General features: G+C 65.0%; 16 protein-coding genes. 9 read left to right on the forward strand and 7 right to left on the reverse strand.

Annotated elements, in window-relative coordinates; translation table 11 throughout:
• Positions 1 to 23: 23 nt before the first annotated feature.
• Genes tauC through tauA form a run of 3 tightly spaced genes read right to left on the reverse strand, consistent with a single transcriptional unit; the run spans position 24 to position 2,624 of the window.
• Positions 24 to 863 carry a taurine ABC transporter permease TauC gene (tauC, locus tag LU671_RS05605; protein ID WP_203649538.1) on the reverse strand — a complete coding sequence of 280 codons (840 nt, stop codon included), beginning with the start codon at positions 861 to 863 and terminating at the stop codon, positions 24 to 26.
• Positions 860 to 1,639: a taurine ABC transporter ATP-binding subunit gene (gene tauB / locus LU671_RS05610; RefSeq protein ID WP_203649540.1), complete on the reverse strand. Its 780-nt coding sequence runs from the start codon at positions 1,637 to 1,639 to the stop codon at positions 860 to 862. Before tauB ends, tauC begins: the two co-directional genes overlap by 4 nt.
• A 13-nt stretch (positions 1,640 to 1,652) precedes the next feature.
• Positions 1,653 to 2,624 (reverse strand): taurine ABC transporter substrate-binding protein, encoded by a 972-nt coding sequence (gene tauA, locus LU671_RS05615; RefSeq protein WP_232854974.1) that lies wholly within the window; start codon positions 2,622 to 2,624, stop codon positions 1,653 to 1,655.
• A gap of 516 nt (positions 2,625 to 3,140) precedes the next feature.
• Here tauA and LU671_RS05620 point away from each other — a divergent pair.
• The 8 genes from LU671_RS05620 (at position 3,141) to LU671_RS05655 (ending at position 10,382) form a co-directional block, all read left to right on the forward strand.
• Positions 3,141 to 4,505 (forward strand): OprD family porin, encoded by a 1,365-nt coding sequence (locus tag LU671_RS05620; RefSeq protein ID WP_203649544.1) that lies wholly within the window; start codon positions 3,141 to 3,143, stop codon positions 4,503 to 4,505.
• A 164-nt stretch (positions 4,506 to 4,669) separates the two neighbouring features.
• A complete protein-coding gene (locus LU671_RS05625) occupies positions 4,670 to 5,308 on the forward strand; it encodes a peroxiredoxin (RefSeq protein WP_028689219.1) in 639 nt (212 codons plus the stop codon).
• Between the two features lie 344 nt (positions 5,309 to 5,652).
• Positions 5,653 to 6,246 (forward strand): NADPH-dependent FMN reductase, encoded by a 594-nt coding sequence (gene ssuE / locus LU671_RS05630; RefSeq protein ID WP_203649547.1) that lies wholly within the window; start codon positions 5,653 to 5,655, stop codon positions 6,244 to 6,246.
• A 95-nt stretch (positions 6,247 to 6,341) separates the two neighbouring features.
• Complete coding sequence (locus LU671_RS05635; RefSeq protein WP_232854975.1) at positions 6,342 to 7,307, forward strand: sulfonate ABC transporter substrate-binding protein; 966 nt, start codon at positions 6,342 to 6,344, stop codon at positions 7,305 to 7,307.
• A gap of 60 nt (positions 7,308 to 7,367) precedes the next feature.
• Entirely contained in the window at positions 7,368 to 8,516 is a 1,149-nt protein-coding gene (ssuD, locus tag LU671_RS05640; protein ID WP_203649551.1) for an FMNH2-dependent alkanesulfonate monooxygenase, read from the forward strand.
• A gap of 11 nt (positions 8,517 to 8,527) precedes the next feature.
• Positions 8,528 to 9,325 carry an aliphatic sulfonate ABC transporter permease SsuC gene (gene ssuC / locus LU671_RS05645; RefSeq protein ID WP_232854976.1) on the forward strand — a complete coding sequence of 266 codons (798 nt, stop codon included), beginning with the start codon at positions 8,528 to 8,530 and terminating at the stop codon, positions 9,323 to 9,325.
• Positions 9,325 to 10,137 (forward strand): aliphatic sulfonates ABC transporter ATP-binding protein, encoded by an 813-nt coding sequence (gene ssuB, locus LU671_RS05650; RefSeq protein ID WP_203652577.1) that lies wholly within the window; start codon positions 9,325 to 9,327, stop codon positions 10,135 to 10,137. The genes ssuC and ssuB overlap by 1 nt, the downstream gene beginning before the upstream one ends.
• Positions 10,138 to 10,166: 29 nt before the next feature.
• Positions 10,167 to 10,382, forward strand: a complete 216-nt coding sequence (locus tag LU671_RS05655; protein WP_008095172.1) for a TOBE domain-containing protein — start codon at positions 10,167 to 10,169, stop codon at positions 10,380 to 10,382.
• Positions 10,383 to 10,506: 124 nt separating this feature from the next.
• Here LU671_RS05655 and LU671_RS05660 read toward each other — a convergent pair whose 3' ends face one another.
• From LU671_RS05660 to LU671_RS05675, 4 genes are all read right to left on the reverse strand, one after another.
• Positions 10,507 to 11,139: a TetR/AcrR family transcriptional regulator gene (locus LU671_RS05660; protein ID WP_232854977.1), complete on the reverse strand. Its 633-nt coding sequence runs from the start codon at positions 11,137 to 11,139 to the stop codon at positions 10,507 to 10,509.
• Positions 11,139 to 12,716, reverse strand: a complete 1,578-nt coding sequence (gshA, locus tag LU671_RS05665; protein ID WP_232854978.1) for a glutamate--cysteine ligase — start codon at positions 12,714 to 12,716, stop codon at positions 11,139 to 11,141. The genes LU671_RS05660 and gshA overlap by 1 nt, the downstream gene beginning before the upstream one ends.
• Before the next feature lie 241 nt (positions 12,717 to 12,957).
• Positions 12,958 to 13,341, reverse strand: coding sequence for a PaaI family thioesterase (locus LU671_RS05670; protein WP_110735521.1), 384 nt, complete (start codon positions 13,339 to 13,341; stop codon positions 12,958 to 12,960).
• Complete coding sequence (locus LU671_RS05675; RefSeq protein ID WP_232854979.1) at positions 13,341 to 15,668, reverse strand: Tex family protein; 2,328 nt, start codon at positions 15,666 to 15,668, stop codon at positions 13,341 to 13,343. Before LU671_RS05675 ends, LU671_RS05670 begins: the two co-directional genes overlap by 1 nt.
• A gap of 226 nt (positions 15,669 to 15,894) precedes the next feature.
• Between LU671_RS05675 and ompR the strand changes: the two genes are divergently transcribed.
• Positions 15,895 to 16,635, forward strand: coding sequence for an osmolarity response regulator transcription factor OmpR (ompR, locus tag LU671_RS05680; RefSeq protein WP_028689209.1), 741 nt, complete (start codon positions 15,895 to 15,897; stop codon positions 16,633 to 16,635).
• The last annotated feature ends 4 nt before the right edge of the window (positions 16,636 to 16,639 follow it).

The following is a 16,639-nucleotide window of genomic DNA, read 5'->3' on the forward strand; positions in this document are numbered from 1 at the left end:
GCCCCGCGAATGGTCGTGACGGATCAGTGGCTCTGGCCATGCCAGGGCACCAGCTTGCGCTGCAGGGCGCGCAGGCCCATTTCCAGGGTGAAGGCGATCAGGGCGATCAGCAGGATCCCCAGCACCACCACGTCGGTGACCAGGAACTGCGCCGCCGACTGCACCATGAAGCCCAGGCCGCTGGTGGCGGCGATCAGCTCGGCGGCGACCAGGGTCGACCAGCCCACGCCAAGGCCGATGCGGATGCCGGTGAGGATGTCGGGCAGGGCGCTGGGCAGGATCACATGGCGGATCAGTTGCGCCCGGGTGGCCCCCAGCGACTGCGCGGCGCGCAGCTTGGCCGGGTCGACGGTGCGCACGCCGGTGGCGGTGGCGATGGCGATCGGGGCGAAGATCGCCAGGTAGATCAGCAGCACCTTCGACAGCTCGCCGATGCCGCACCAGATGACGATCAACGGCAGGTAGGCCAGCGGCGGGATCGGCCGGTAGAACTCGATCAGCGGGTCGAGGATGCCACGGGCCACGCGGTTGTAGCCGATGGCCAGGCCGACGGGGATGGCGGTCAGGGTCGCCGCCACCAGCGCCAGGCCGATACGGCCCAGGCTTGCGCCCAGGTGCTGCCACAGGCTGGCATCCATGTAGCCCTGGGTAAGCAGCGTCCAGCCCTTGGCCAGGATATCGGCGGGCGAGGGCAGGAACAGGGGTTCGACCCAGCCGGCGGCGGTTACCAGCCACCACGCCAGCAACAGGGAGGCCAGGGTGAGGGTGCTGATCCAGCGGGTCGGCAAGGGCTTGCGGGTTTTCACGACAGGAGGCGTGCGTGGTGCCCGCTTGGCGGCGGCCGGCAATTCGATACTGCTCATGCGGACTCCTGACGTTGCGAGAACACCCGCGCCAGCACGTGCTCGCGGGTTTCGATGAAGCGGGGATCGGACTTGATCGCCCGGGCCGACTCGCCAGCGGCGTAGCGCTGGCCGAAGTCCAGTTGCAGACGCTCGACCACACGCCCCGGATTGGGCGCCAGCAGCACCAGCTCGGTGGCGAGGAACACCGCCTCTTCGATGTCGTGGGTGATCAGGAACACTGGTTTGGCGGTGCGCTGCCAGACCTGCAACAGCAGCTCCTGCATCTGTTCGCGGGTAAAGGCATCGAGGGCGCCGAACGGCTCGTCCATCAACAGCACCCGCGGGTCGGCGGCCAGCGCCCGGGCCAGGCCCACGCGCTGCTTCTGCCCGCCGGACAATTGCCAGATACGCCGCTCGCCGAAGCCGGCGAGGTCGACCAGCGCCAGCATCTCGCGGGCCTTGGCTTCACGCTGGACACGGGGCACGCCGGCCAGCTCGAGGCCGAAGGCGACGTTGCCGAGCACGTCCTGCCAGGGCAGCAGGGCATCGTCCTGGAACACCACGCCGCGATCGGCGCCAGGGCCTTGCACTGGCGCGCCGTCGAGGCTGATGCGCCCGCCGCTGGGGGCAACGAAGCCGGCGATCAGGTTGAGCAACGAGGTCTTGCCGCTGCCGGACGGCCCGAGGGCCACCAGCAGCTGGCGCGGGCCCAGGCTCAGGTTGATGTCGGCCAGCACCGGGGTAGCGGCGCCGGGGTACTGTGCGCTGATGCGCTCCAGTTCGAGCAAGGCCATGACGGGCTCCGGATCAGTTGGGCAGGTATTGGGCGCTGACGTAGGGCGAGTAGTCGGGCAGCACGGCGTCGACCTTGCCCTGTTGCTTGAGGAAGGTGGCGGTGTCGGTCAGTGCCTGGGTGGTCGGCTCGCGCAGTGCGCTGGCCTGGTCGGCGGCCAGCGGATAGACGTTGCCCTGCAGCAGTACCGGGATATCGGCAGGCTTGGCGCCGGACAGCTTGACCAGCTTGGCGACGTTGTCCTTGTCGGCCAGCCAGGCTTTCGGGTCCTTGCGGTAGTCGGCGTAGGCATCGAGGGTGACCTTGGCGAACGACTTGACGATCTCCGGGTGCTTGGCGGCGAAGTCCTTGCGCACGATCCAGGCATCGAAGGTCGGCGCGCCTTTCTCGGCCAGCTCGCCCGAGGTGATCAGCACCTTGCCGTTTTCCTTGGCCACGCCCAGGGCCGGGTCCCAGACGTAGGTGGCGTCGATGTCGCCGCGCTTCCAGGCGGCGATGATCGCCGGTGGCGCGAGGTTGAGGATCTGCACTTTCGACGGGTCGATGTTCCAGCTCTTGAGCGCGGCCAGCAGGCTGTAGTGGCCGGTGGAAACGAACGGCACGGCGACTTTCTTGCCGATCAGGTCCTGCGGGGTCTTGATGTTGTCACGGGCGACCAGGGCCTCGCCGGCGCCGATCTGGGTAGCGATCAGGAAGGTCTCGACCGGCAGCTTGCGAGTGGCGGCGGCGGCCAGCGGGCTGGAGCCGAGGTAGCCGATCTGCACGTCGCCCGAGGCGACGGCGGTGATCACATCGGCGCCATTATCGAACTTGCGCCAGTCGATGCTGGCCTTGCTGTCCTTTTCATAGGTGCCATCGACCTGGGCCACCTTGGCCGGGTCGACGGTGGTCTGGTAGGCGACGGTCAGGTCGGCGGCCTGGGCCAGCCAGCTGGCACTGGCGAGGGTCAGGGCGGCGAACAGGCGCAGCGGAGCATGCGGGATCATGGTTGAACCTCTCGTCAGGCATTCTGGGATGGATGGCGAGAAGACTAGATGATCTAAGAAATAGTAAATAAATAACTTTTTAGAATTAGCTTAAAAGCCAAACGCTCTGAACCTGCGCGGTTTACGGGCTCGCTCCCACACGAGGTGGGAAGCTGGCGGAATCGCTCAAGACGGCTAGTCTTGTTCGGTTCCTGCGGGGGTACCATCGGTCGACAGCTCGGCAAACGTTTGCACATAACCTAAAGGTATGATTGACGGCGTCGATACAGCGTTTCGTAGGAATGGTTCCGATGTTATTCCGTAAAAATCTTACAGATTCATAAAACGGTCATTTTGGATTTATAGGATTGTCATTATCCTGTAGCGCAGGTCGGCGGGTTAGACCAAAGTCGCAGATCGACCGTTAGCGATTGACTTGGCGGTCACGCATTGGTGCTAAATCGCCAATCCGGGTGAGTGGGGCAGCAGACTCCGCCGCTTGAGACGCACAAAAATTAGAACGTAGAGGAGCAAAACATGTACAAGTCCAGCCTGGCCCTGGCCGTGGCACTGGGGGTTCTCGCCCAACAAGCAGGCGCTGCCGGTTTCATCGAAGACAGCAAGCTGTCCCTGAGCTCGCGCACCATGTACTTCGACAACAACAACCGCGAAGCGCACGCCACTCCGGCAACCGCGACTCGTCCGGCCGGCAAGCGTCCGGATCAGCGTGAAACCGGTCAAGGTTTCAAGCTCGACTACATCTCCGGCTTCACTGAAGGCACCGTAGGCTTCGGTGTCGATGCCCAGGCCGTGTGGGGTATCCACCTCGATGGTGGCAAGGGCTACCACAAGTCCGGCTTCCTTCCGGACGATACCGACGGCTCTTCGGTAAGCCAGTGGGCACGCGTTGGCGCCAACGCCAAGGCCCGCTTCTCCAAGACCGAAGCGCACTTCGGTAGCGCCCTGGCACCGATGCTGCCGATCCTGGTCTCCAACGACGGTCGTCTGCTGCCGCAGACCTTCGAAGGTGCAACCATCACCTCGAAGGAAATCGACAACCTGACCATCAACGCCGGTCAGCTGACCCACGCAATGGGTCGTGCCTCGAGCAACCGTACCGGCCTGTCGGTCAACGGCGCGACCGCTGACAGCAACAAGTTCCGCTACGGTGGCCTGGACTACAAGCTCACTCCAGACCTGACCCTGCAGTACTACTACTCGAACCTGGAAGACTTCTACAAGCAGAGCTTCCTGGGCGCCACCCACGTCTTCAAGATCGCTGACGACCAGTCGTTCAAGACCGACCTGCGCTACTTCGACAGCAGCAGCGATGGCAAGAACGGCCACGGTGGCGGCTACAACTTCAACAACAACGGCGGTTATGCCAAGGAAACCGGCAAGGTCGACAACAAGACCTGGTCCGCCATGTTCACCTATACCCTCGGTGGCCACGCGCTGATGCTCGGCCATCAGCAGGTCAACGATGATGGTGGCTTCGTCTGGCTGAACCAGGGCGGTGTCGTTGATGGCAACGGCCGTGCCGAAGGTGCGGGCGGTGCCAGCTTCTACCTGTTCACCGACAGCATGATCAACCAGTTCGCCAAGGCCGGTGAAAACACCACCTTCGGTCAGTACTCCTACGACTTCGCCCGCCTGGGCGTGCCGGGCCTGAAGGCTTCGGTAGCCTACCTGCGCGGTCAGGATGGTCGTAACACCGACGGCCACGGTACCTTCAGCGAGTGGGAGCGTGACGCTCGCGTCGACTACGTTCTGCAGGAAGGCACCCTCAAGGGCCTGGGCTTCAGCCTGCGCCAGGGCGTCTACCGTGGCACCGGTTCGGGCGCTGCGAACGACCAGGATCAGACTCGCTTCATCGTCAACTACACTTACGCCTTCATGTAAGTCGTAGCTGCAACGAGAAAGCCTCGCCTAGTGCGAGGCTTTTTTGTGTCTGCGAATCCGTATGCTTAATGGTTATAAATAAATCGATATTTATTCTTTTTATTTTTATTCGGAAGCAGGCACATTGAACCCACAAGGCCAGACACAGCACAGGAGCCGCTTTCATGAGCCTCAAACTCGGCGATATCGCCCCCGATTTCGAACAGGATTCCAGCGCCGGCAAGATCCGTTTCCACGAATGGCTGGGCGACAGCTGGGGCGTGCTGTTCTCCCACCCGGCCGACTTCACCCCGGTGTGCACCACCGAGCTGGGCCTAACCGCCAAGCTCAAGGAAGACTTCGCCAAGCGTGGCGTGAAAGCCATCGCCCTGTCGGTGGACCCGGTCGACTCGCACCACAAGTGGATCGATGACATCAACGAGACCCAGAACACCGTGGTCAACTTCCCGATCATCGCCGACGCCGACCGCAAGGTCTCCGACCTGTACGACCTGATCCACCCCAACGCCAGCGACACCCTGACCGTGCGCTCGCTGTTCGTCATCGACCCGAACAAGAAGGTGCGCCTGACCATTACCTATCCGGCCAGTACCGGGCGCAACTTCAACGAGATCCTGCGGGTGATCGACTCGCTGCAGCTGACCGACAACTACAAGGTCGCCACGCCAGGCAACTGGCAGGACGGCGACGAGGTAGTGATCGTGCCTTCGCTCAAGGACGAGGACGAAATCAAGCGGCGCTTCCCGAAAGGGTACCGGGCGGTGAAACCCTATCTGCGACTGACCCCGCAACCAAATCGATGAGGTATTGCTCGTTGCATTGCTCTTAGCCAAGCAGGGATCTTCGGGCCGTTTCGACGGCCCTTTTTTATGTCTACCGAAAGCCTGTAGGAGCGGCCTTGTGCCGCGAAAGGGGTGCGCAGCACCCCCAGGATTTTCAGCGTCAATGCACTTATCGCCGGGGCCGCTTTGCGGCCCTTTCGCGGCACAAGGCCGCTCCTACAGAGATAAATCTGAATATCTCTATATGGAATAAATAAATACGAAAATATGATTTCTAGATATATATGACTAACTGTTAATGTCACTTCCATCCAGCGGGGACAACCCCTCGCGGCCCTGCAATCGAATCGAAGGAAGCGCTTTCAATGCTGGTTGTTTCTGTCGGTGGTAGCCCCAGTCTTCGTTCACGCTCCGGCGTGCTGCTAGAGCGCTCGCGCGACTGGCTGCAGGAGCGCGGCGTCGAGGTGGTGACCTTCCAGGTGCGGGAATTCCCCGCCGAGGACCTGCTCCACGCGCGCTTCGACAGCCCGCAGGTGCGTCACTTCAATGAGCTGGTGGCCCAGGCCGATGGCCTGGTGGTCGCCACACCGGTGTACAAGGCGTCGTTCGCCGGCGCCCTGAAGACCTTGCTCGACCTGCTGCCCGAGCGTGCCCTGGAACACAAGGTGGTCCTGCCGATCGCCACCGGTGGCAGCATCGCCCACATGCTGGCCGTGGACTACGCCCTCAAGCCCGTGCTGTCGGCCCTCAAGGCGCAGGAGACCCTGCAGGGGATCTTCGCCGACGACAGCCAGATCGCCTACGGCGAAGGCGCCAGGCCCGCGCAACTGGCCGCTGCCCTGGAGCAGCGCCTGCAGGATTCGCTGGAAACGTTCCACAGCGCCCTGGCGCGCCGGCCTCGGCCGGTGGTACCGGGCGAACTCAACGAACGCCTGATCAGCGCCCGTTGGAGCATCTGATCCCTCGCTACACCGCTTGACCGTTTTTCCCACCTTACTCGCCCGTCAACGAGGCAAGCAGGTGCTACCCGAACCCATTCGCACAGGAGAGCGCCATGCGCACAGTCTTCTTGCGTCGCGGTCTGGTCGCCCTGTTTGCGGCGGCTGTGTCCTTCGGCGCCATCACTCAAGCCCAGGCCGAGAGCCTGCGCATTGGTTACCAGAAATACGGCACCCTGGTGCTGCTCAAGGCCAAGGGCTCGCTGGAAAAGCGCCTGAAGGAACAGGGCATCGACGTGCAATGGACCGAGTTCCCCGGCGGCCCGCAACTGCTCGAAGGCCTCAACGTCGGTTCCATCGATTTCGGCGTGACCGGCGAAACACCGCCGGTGTTCGCTCAGGCCGCGGGGGCCGACCTGCTGTATGTCGCCTATGAGCCGCCAGCTCCGCACAGCGAGGCGATCCTGGTACCGAAGGGATCGACGATCCAGTCGGTGAAGGAACTCAAGGGCAAGAAAGTCGCCCTCAACAAGGGCTCCAACGTGCACTACCTGCTGGTGCGCGCCCTGGAGGACGCCGGCTTCAAGTACACCGATATCCAGCCCGTCTACCTGCCGCCGGCCGACGCCCGCGCCGCCTTCGAGCGCGGCAGTGTCGACGCCTGGGTGATCTGGGACCCGTACCAGGCCGCCGCCGAACAACAGCTGCAGGCACGCACCCTGCGTGACGGCGAGGACCTGGTCGACAACCACCAGTTCTACCTCGCCACCCGCAGCTATGCCACCCAGCACCCGGCGGTGATCAACACCCTGGTCGAGGAAGTGCGCGCCGTGGGCGAGTGGTCCCGGGCCAACCCGCAGCAGGTCACCGACCAGGTCGCGCCGCTGCTCGGCCTGCCCGCCGACATCACCCTGACCTCGGTGAAACGCCAGGGTTACGGCGCCGCGCCGCTGACCCCGGACGTGATCGCCGCGCAGCAGAAGATCGCCGACACCTTCCAGGCCCTGAAGCTGATTCCCAAGCCCTTGAGCATCAAGGATGTGATCTGGACACCCCCGGCCAAGGTCGCCAGCGCGCCTTGAACGATTCGCCTGCGCCGGGGCGTCGCCCCGGCTTGAGCCACCCTTGAGGAGACAACTCCAATGAGCCTTAACATCTTCTGGTTCCTCCCCACCCACGGTGACGGCAAGTACCTGGGCACCAGCGAAGGCGCCCGCGCCGTCGACCACGGCTACCTGAGCCAGATCGCCCAGGCCGCCGACCGCCTGGGCTTTGGCGGCGTGCTGATCCCCACCGGACGTTCCTGCGAGGACTCCTGGCTGGTGGCGGCCTCGCTGATTCCGGTGACCGAGCGCCTGAAGTTCCTGGTGGCCCTGCGTCCGGGAATCATTTCGCCGACAGTGGCCGCCCGTCAGGCCGCCACCCTGGATCGCCTGTCCAACGGCCGTGCGCTGTTCAACCTGGTGACCGGCGGTGATCCGGACGAACTGGCCGGCGATGGCCTGCACCTGAACCACCAGGAACGCTACGAGGCGTCGGTGGAATTCACCCGCATCTGGCGCAAGGTGCTCGAAGGCGAAACGGTCGACTACGACGGCAAGCATATCCAGGTGAAGGGCGCCAAGCTGCTCTACCCGCCGATCCAGCAACCGCGCCCGCCGCTGTACTTCGGTGGTTCCTCCGAGGCCGCCCAGGACCTGGCCGCCGAGCAGGTCGAGCTATACCTGACCTGGGGCGAGCCACCGGCGGCCGTCGCCGAGAAGATCGCCCAGGTGCGCGAGAAGGCTGCGGCCCAAGGCCGCGAAGTGCGCTTCGGCATCCGCCTGCACGTGATCGTGCGGGAAACCAATGAAGAGGCCTGGGCCGCCGCCGACAGGCTCATCTCGCACCTGGACGACGACACCATCGCCCGTGCCCAGGCGTCGCTGGCGCGCTTCGACTCGGTCGGCCAGCAACGCATGGCCGCCCTGCATGGCGGCAAGCGCGACAAGCTGGAAGTGGCGCCGAACCTGTGGGCCGGTGTCGGCCTGGTGCGTGGCGGTGCCGGCACCGCGCTGGTGGGCGATGGCCCGACCGTCGCGGCGCGGGTCAAGGAATACGCCGATCTTGGCATCGACACCTTCATCTTCTCCGGTTATCCACACCTGGAAGAGTCGTACCGGGTCGCCGAGCTGCTGTTCCCGCACCTGGACGTGCAGCGCCCGGAACAACCGAAGACCGGTGGCTACGTGAGCCCGTTCGGTGAAATGGTCGCCAACGACATCCTGCCCAAGTCCGTGTCGCAGAGCTGAGGACCGGGGCCATGAGTCGAGCATCCCCAACCACCTGGTCGAAGCGCCTGGCGCCCTGGGCCCTGCCGATCCTGCTGCTGGCGGTATGGCAGCTGGCGGTCAGCGCGGGCTGGCTGTCGACACGCATCCTGCCGGCGCCGAGCGCGGTGGTCAGTGCCGGTGTCGAGCTGGTGCGCAGCGGCCAGCTCTGGACCCACCTGGCCATCAGCGGCTGGCGTGCCGGCCTGGGCTTCGTGATCGGCGGCAGCCTCGGCCTGTTGCTGGGCTTCGTCACCGGCCTGTCGAACTGGGGCGAGCGCCTGCTCGACAGCTCGGTGCAGATGATCCGCAACGTGCCGCACCTGGCGCTGATCCCGCTGGTGATCCTGTGGTTCGGCATCGACGAGTCGGCAAAGATATTCCTGGTGGCGCTGGGGACGCTGTTCCCCATCTACCTGAACACCTACCACGGGATCCGCAACGTCGATCCGGCGCTGGTGGAGATGGCGCGCAGCTATGGGCTGTCGGGCTTTGCGTTGTTCCGCCAGGTGATCCTGCCGGGGGCGCTGCCCTCGATCCTGGTCGGCGTGCGCTTTGCCCTGGGCTTCATGTGGCTGACGCTGATCGTCGCCGAGACCATTTCGGCCAACGCCGGCATCGGCTACCTGGCGATGAACGCCCGCGAGTTCCTGCAGACCGATGTGGTGGTGCTGGCCATCGTCCTGTACGCGGTGCTCGGCAAGCTGGCCGACCTGGCCGCCCGTGGCCTGGAGCGGGTGTGGCTGCGCTGGCACCCGGCGTACCAGGTGGCGAAGAAGGAGGGCGCATGATGACCGTGCTCAAGGAACAGCCGCCACGCCTGCTGCGTGGCATCCCCCTGGCGGCCCGGGACCTGCGTCGCACCTTCGGCCAGCGTGAAGTGCTGCGCGGCATCGACCTGCACATTCCGGCCGGCCAGTTCGTCGCCATCGTCGGCCGCAGTGGCTGCGGCAAGAGCACCTTGTTGCGGCTGCTGGCCGGGCTCGACCAACCCAGCGCCGGCCAACTGTTGGCGGGGGCCGCGCCGCTGGCCGAGGCCCGCGAGGATACCCGCCTGATGTTCCAGGACGCGCGCCTGCTGCCCTGGAAGAAAGTGATCGACAACGTCGGCCTGGGCTTGTCCGGAAACTGGCGGCCCCGCGCCCTGGAGGCATTGGCGGCGGTCGGCCTGGTCGATCGCGCCAACGACTGGCCGGCGGCGTTGTCCGGCGGCCAGAAGCAGCGGGTGGCCCTGGCCCGGGCGCTGATCCACCAGCCGCGCCTGCTGCTGCTGGACGAGCCATTGGGCGCGCTGGATGCCCTGACCCGTATCGAAATGCAGCAATTGATCGAGCGCCTGTGGCGCCAGCACGGTTTCACCGTGCTGCTGGTCACCCACGACGTCAGCGAAGCCGTCGCCGTGGCCGACCGGGTGATCCTGATCGAAGACGGCGCCGTCGGCCTGGACCTGGTCGTCGACCTGCCCCGGCCACGGGTGCGGGGTTCGCACCGCCTGGCGGCGCTGGAAAGCGAAGTGCTCAACCGTGTTCTGTCCGTCCCGGGCACGCCGCCCGAGCCGGAGCCTGTAGCCCCCTTGCCCACGCAGTTGCGTTGGGCTCACTGAATCCTCGAAGCCGCAAAAGGAATGACGCCATGACCATCAAAGCCATCAACGTTCGCAACCAGTTCAAAGGCACCGTGAAGGAAATCCTCGAAGGCCCGGTACTGTCGGAAATCGACGTGCAGACCGCCTCCGGTATCGTCACTTCGGTGATCACCACCCGTTCCGTGAAGGAGCTGGAATTGCAGGTGGGCAGTGAGGTGATCGCCTTCGTGAAATCGACCGAGGTGTCCATCGCCAAGTTGTGATGGTCTGGATAGAGGGCGCTGTGCGCCCTTTTCGCGGCACGAGGCCGCTCCTACAGGGGATCGCATAACCCCTGTAGGAGCGGCCTCGTGCCGCGAAAAGGGCCGCAAAGCGGCCCCAGGGATCTCAAGCCGACCGCTTGGCCAGAAACGGCGGCAGATACAGCCCCAGATACGCCTCGAACACCCGCATTCCCTCTTCCGCCATGCGCGGCGTGATCGCTTCATGCAGCTGCATCGAGCGGGCATACACCCGGTCGCTCAGCTCCATCGCCAACGCGAACACATCCACATCTCGAGGCATCGTAGGCAGCTGGAAATGCCGATCGAACAGCCTGTGCATCAGCTCGCCCAGCTCCAGGTCGTGCTGACGGTCGGCCTGTACCACTTCGCTCAGCCCATGCTGGGCCAGGATCAGCTGCCGCGCTGCGGCATCTTCGGTGTAGATGTCGAGCATGCGCTGCTCGATCAGCCTCGACAGTTGCGGCCAGGTACTGAATGCAGTGCTGTCGATGGGTGCGTTCAGGGCCTCGCGAAAAGCCCGATGCACGTCGGCGGTCAGTGCCTCGAGCAAGGCTGGCACGCTGGCGAAGAAGTGATACACCGAAGACGGCGGAATTTGCGCCCGTTCAGCCACGCTGTAGATCGACAGCGCCGCCACCCCTTGTCCGGCCAGCAGCTCGCGGGCCGCAGCGAGGATCGCTTCGATCCTGGCCTGGCTGCTGGCGCGTGGCTTGCGCGGGGTGGCGGGGCGGGTCATCAGTTGCTGATCGCCAGGATGCTGGCCTGGTAGGCACCGACGAACAGGTCGAAGTCACCCACTTCCTGCTGCTCCAGGCGCGACTGCTCGGCCAGGGATTCGCGGGCGAGGGTCTCGAAGGCCTGCTGGCGCTCGGTGGGCAGCGGCTGCTCACGGAAGGTCTCGGCGTGGTTCCGGCTTTGGCGCAGGGAGAACTCGATGAAGCTTTCGTTGTGTTCGGCCATGCGTGCCAGCACCTGGGCGGATGGCGTCAGCGAGGCGTCATCGACCTTGGCCTGTTGCGCTTCCAGAGCCTTGGCATGTTCGTCGCCACCTTGGGCATGGTCGAGCAACTCGGCCAACTGCCCGATGCGGCCGATCAATTCGCTGGCCCACACTTTCAGCTCGATCGGCTGGCCGTCACGGTGCAGTTCCAGGCCAGGCCGGCGGCCTTCCTTGACCACGGTGAGGAAGTTGTCGGTGCACTGGCCGCACTCGCCGTTGTCCAGTTGCGGGCTCTCTTCCAGCGCGCAGAACAGCAGGAAGGCGTCGAGGAAGCGCGCTTCGGTCAGGTCGATACCCACCGGCAGGAACGGGTTGATGTCCAGGCAGCGTACTTCCACGTACTGCACGCCACGGGAGGTCAGGGCCTGGATAGGCCGCTCGCCGGTATAGGTGACGCGCTTGGGGCGGATGTTCGAGTAGTACTCGTTCTCGATCTGCAGGATGTTGGTGTTCAACTGCACCCACTCGCCATCCTTGTGCGTGCCGACCTCGACATAGGGCGGGTAGGGCGTGCCCACCGCCTTGCGCAGGCTGTCGGTGTAGCTGGCGAGGTTGTTGTAGCAGGGCGTCAGGCCTGCCTGGGCGTTGCTCTGGTAACCCAGGTCGCTCATGCGCAGGCTGGTGGCGTAGGGCAGGTAGAGCGTCTCGGCATCCAGCTCTTCGAGCTGGTGCGCACGACCGCGCAGGAAGCCTTTGTCCAGGGCCGGGGACGCGCCGAACAGGTACATCAGCAGCCAGCTGTAGCGGCGGAAGTTGCGGATCAGCGCGATATAGGCCGAGGACTGGTAGTCGCGGTCGTCCTGCTCGCCGCCTTCGGCGTCGCGCAGCAACGGCCACAGCGCCTCGGGCAGGGAAAAATTGTAGTGGATGCCGGCGATGCACTGCATGGTACGGCCGTAACGCAGGGCCAGGCCCTTGCGATAGACGTGCTTGAGCTTGCCGATGTTCGAGCTGCCGTATTCGGCGATCGGGATGTCTTCCTCGGCCGGCAGCGCGCAGGGCATCGACGGGCTCCACAGGTATTCGTCGCCCAGCTTGGTGTAGACGAAACGGTGGATCTGCTCGAGGCTCTCGAGCACCTTGGCCGGGTCGGCCAGGGCCGGGGTGATGAACTCCAGCAGCGACTCGGAATAGTCGGTGGTGATCTGCTCGTTGGTCAGCGCCGAACCCAGGGCTTCGGGGTGCGGGGTCTGGGCCAGGCGACCGTCGTGGGTCACCCGCAGGCATTCGCGCTCAATGCCGTGCAGGCACTGCTTGAGCAGGTCGATATTGTCGCCGAGCAGGCTCAGGCGGCGGTTGAGGAGGTCGCTCAAGATGGATTCCTTCACGCGTCAGTCGCCCCAATATGGGGGTAGGGATGACGGTCTACAAGGGTAGTTGGGAAAGGAACTGGCGTTGTCGCCTGGTTTACGCGGTTCCGTCGCTGGCCTATATCCGCCTGATCGCGGGGCAAGCCCGCTCCCACGAAGCCTGTGAGCGTTCGTGGGAGCGGGCTTGCCCCGCGATCAGGTGTACAGCAATACGCCGAAAATACCGCAGATGGGGGCCTGTCAGCTAGAGAACCGCGAAGGTTCCCTGCGCCTTGGCCACCAGCTTGTCGTCCTGAAGCACGTCGGCGTCGACCACCAGCGTGCGCCGCCCGGCGTGCAGCACCCGGGCGGTGCACAGCACCTCGCCCTCGCTGACGGCGCGCATGTAGTTGATCTTGCACTCGATGGTCACGCTCTGCTGGTCGAAGCCATGGCTGGCCGAGCAGGCCAGGCCCATGGCGATGTCCACCAGGCTGAAGATCGCCCCGCCGTGCAGCTTCTGGCCGCGGTTGCGCAGGTGCGGCTCGAGCGCCAGGGCCACCTCTGCAACACCCGTGTCCAGGCGTTGCAGGCGGCAACCCAGCAATTGGCTGAAGGCGCTCTCGACGTACGCTTTCGGTACGTCCATCACTTCTTCTTCAGCTGCTTGGCGTTGGCGAACAGTGCCGCCATGGCGTTGTTGGCCGGTGCGGTGGCGGCGCTGGTCTCGCGCTGGCGCGGCGCCTGCTGCTGGCGGTTGCCGCCGTTGCCACGGTTGCCGCCGCGGTTGCCCTCGACTTTCTCGCCGGGGGTGTCGCTCATGCGCATGGACAGGCCGACGCGCTTGCGCGGGATGTCCACTTCCATGACCTTGACCTTGACCACGTCGCCGGCCTTGACCGCTTCACGCGGGTCCTTGACGAACTTCTCGGACAGCGCCGAGATGTGCACCAGGCCGTCCTGGTGCACGCCGATGTCGACGAAGGCACCGAAGTTGGTGACGTTGGTCACCACACCTTCGAGGATCATCCCCGGCTCCAGGTCCTTGAGGTCCTCGACGCCGTCCTGGAAGGTGGCGGTCTTGAACTCCGGGCGCGGGTCGCGGCCCGGCTTGTCCAGCTCCTGGAGGATGTCGGTGACGGTCGGCAGGCCGAAGCTTTCGTCGGTGAACTTCTTCGGGTCCAGGCGCTTGAGGAAACCGCTGTCGCCGATCAGCGAGCGAATGTCGCGGTCGGTGTCGGCGGCGATGCGCTGCACCAGCGGGTAGGCTTCCGGGTGCACCGCCGAGGCGTCCAGCGGGTTGTCGCCGTTCATCACGCGCAGGAAGCCGGCGGCCTGTTCGAAGGTCTTCTCGCCCAGGCGGCTGACTTTCTTCAGCGCGGCACGGGTGGCGAACGGGCCGTTGGCGTCGCGGTGGCTGACGATGTTCTGCGCCAGGGTCGCGTTGAGGCCGGAAATGCGCGTCAGCAGCGCCACGGAAGCGGTGTTGACGTCGACGCCCACGGCGTTCACGCAGTCCTCGACCACGGCGTCCAGGCCACGGGCCAGCTTCACCTGCGACACGTCGTGCTGGTATTGGCCGACGCCGATGGATTTCGGGTCAATCTTCACCAGTTCGGCCAGCGGGTCCTGCAGGCGACGGGCGATGGACACGGCGCCACGGATCGACACATCCAGGTCCGGGAACTCGCGAGCAGCCAGCTCGGAAGCCGAGTACACCGAGGCGCCGGCCTCGGAGACCATGATCTTGGTGATCTTCAGGGCCGGGTATTTCTTGACCAGCTCGGCCACCAGCTTGTCGCTTTCGCGGCTGGCGGTGCCGTTGCCGATGGCGATCAGCTCGACCGAGTGCTTGGCGCACAGCGCGGCCATGATGGAAATGGTGCGGTCCCAGTCGTTCTTCGGCGCGTGCGGGTAGACCGTGGTGTGGTCCAGCAGCTTGCCGGTAGCATCGACCACGGCGATCTTGCAGCCGGTGCGCAGGCCCGGGTCGAAGCCCAGCGTTGCGCGCGGACCGGCCGGGGCGGCCAGCAGCAGGTCGTGCAGGTTGTGGGCGAAGACGTTGATCGCCTCGCCTTCGGCGTTGTCGCGCAGCTCGCCGAACAGGTCGGTTTCCAGGTGGGTGTACAGCTTGACCTTCCAGGTCCAGCGCACCACTTCGCCCAGCCACTTGTCGGCCGGGCGGTTGCGGTTCTCGATGCCGACCTGCTGGCCGATCATCAGCTCGCACGGGTGCAGGGTGCCCGGCAGCTCCTCGCCGACTTTCAGCGAGGCGCTCAGCACGCCTTCGTTGCGTCCGCGGAAGATCGCCAGGGCGCGGTGCGACGGCGCGGTGCGCAGCAGCTCGTCGTGGGCGAAGTAGTCGCGGAACTTGGCGCCTTCTTCTTCTTTACCGGGAACCACGCGGGCGGTCAGCACCGCTTCCTGCTTGAGGAAGCTGCGCAGCTTGTCGAGCAGGGCAGCGTCCTCGGCGAAGCGCTCCATGAGGATGTACTTGGCGCCTTCCAGGGCAGCCTTGACGTCGGCCACGCCTTTTTCGGCGTCGACGAAACGTGCCGCTTCGCTTTCCGGGTTCAGCTGCGGATCGTTGAACAGGCCGTCGGCCAACTCGCCCAGGCCCGCTTCCAGGGCGATCTGGCCCTTGGTGCGGCGCTTCTGCTTGTACGGCAGGTACAGGTCTTCGAGGCGGGTCTTGGTGTCGGCCAGCTTGATCTCGCGGGCCAGCTCCGGGGTCAGCTTGCCCTGCTCCTCGATGCTGGCCAGGATGCTGGCGCGACGATCGTCGAGCTCGCGCAGGTAGCGCAGGCGTTCTTCCAGGTGGCGCAGTTGGGTGTCATCCAGGCTGCCGGTCACTTCCTTGCGGTAACGGGCGATGAAGGGCACGGTCGATCCTTCGTCCAACAGGCCCACGGCCGCTTCGACCTGTTGTGGGCGCACGCCCAGTTCCTCGGCGATACGGCTGTTGATGCTGTCCATGAAAACCACCTGGCAAGGATTTAAAGCGGCGCATTATACCGATGTGGGAGCGGGTTTACCCGCGAACAGGGTCAAGTCCTTGTCAGGCACCGTGCTGGTTTCTTCGCGGGTAAACCCGCTCCCACAAGCCTGGAAGTGGCGCCGGGGGAAAAATCTGCTAACAATGCACACGGCACGCGCTGCAATGGCTACGCCATAATGCGCGGCGATATCAGAGGAGTTATTCATGACCAGCACCGCAAACGCCGCAGAAGGCGACAAGATTCTCATCGTCGACGACGACCCGGGCCTGAGCAGCCTGCTGGACCGTTTCTTCACCAGCAAGGGCTTCCGTGTCCGCACCGTGCCCAACGTCGAACAGATGGACCGCCTGCTGGCCCGTGAAGTGTTCAACCTGGTGGTCCTCGACCTGATGCTGCCGGGCGAGGACGGCCTGTCCGCGTGCAAGCGCCTGCGCGCGTCGAACAACCAGATCCCGATCATCATGCTCACCGCCAAGGGCGACGAGCTCAGCCGTATCAAGGGCCTGGAGCTGGGCGCCGACGACTACCTGGCCAAGCCGTTCAACCCCGACGAACTGGTGGCCCGGGTCAAGGCCGTGCTGCGCCGCCAGTCCCCGAGCGTGCCGGGCGCGCCGGGCAGCGAGGAAGAGACCGTCACCTTTGGCGACTACGAACTGTCGCTGGCCACCCGCGAACTCAAGCGCGGCGAAGAGACACACATGCTCACCACCGGTGAGTTCGCCGTGCTCAAGGCCCTGGTGATGCACGCCCGCGAGCCGCTGACCCGCGACAAGCTGATGAACCTGGCCCGTGGCCGCGAGTGGGACGCCCTGGAGCGCTCCATCGACGTGCAGATCTCGCGCCTGCGCCGGATGATCGAGCCCGATCCGTCCAAACCACGCTACATCCAGACCGTATGGGGTGTGGGCTACGTCTTCGTGCCGGACGGAAACGCCGGCAAATGAGCCT

This window comes from Pseudomonas sp. NMI760_13, assembly GCF_021283245.1.
GTDB lineage: Bacteria > Pseudomonadota > Gammaproteobacteria > Pseudomonadales > Pseudomonadaceae > Aquipseudomonas > Aquipseudomonas peradeniyensis.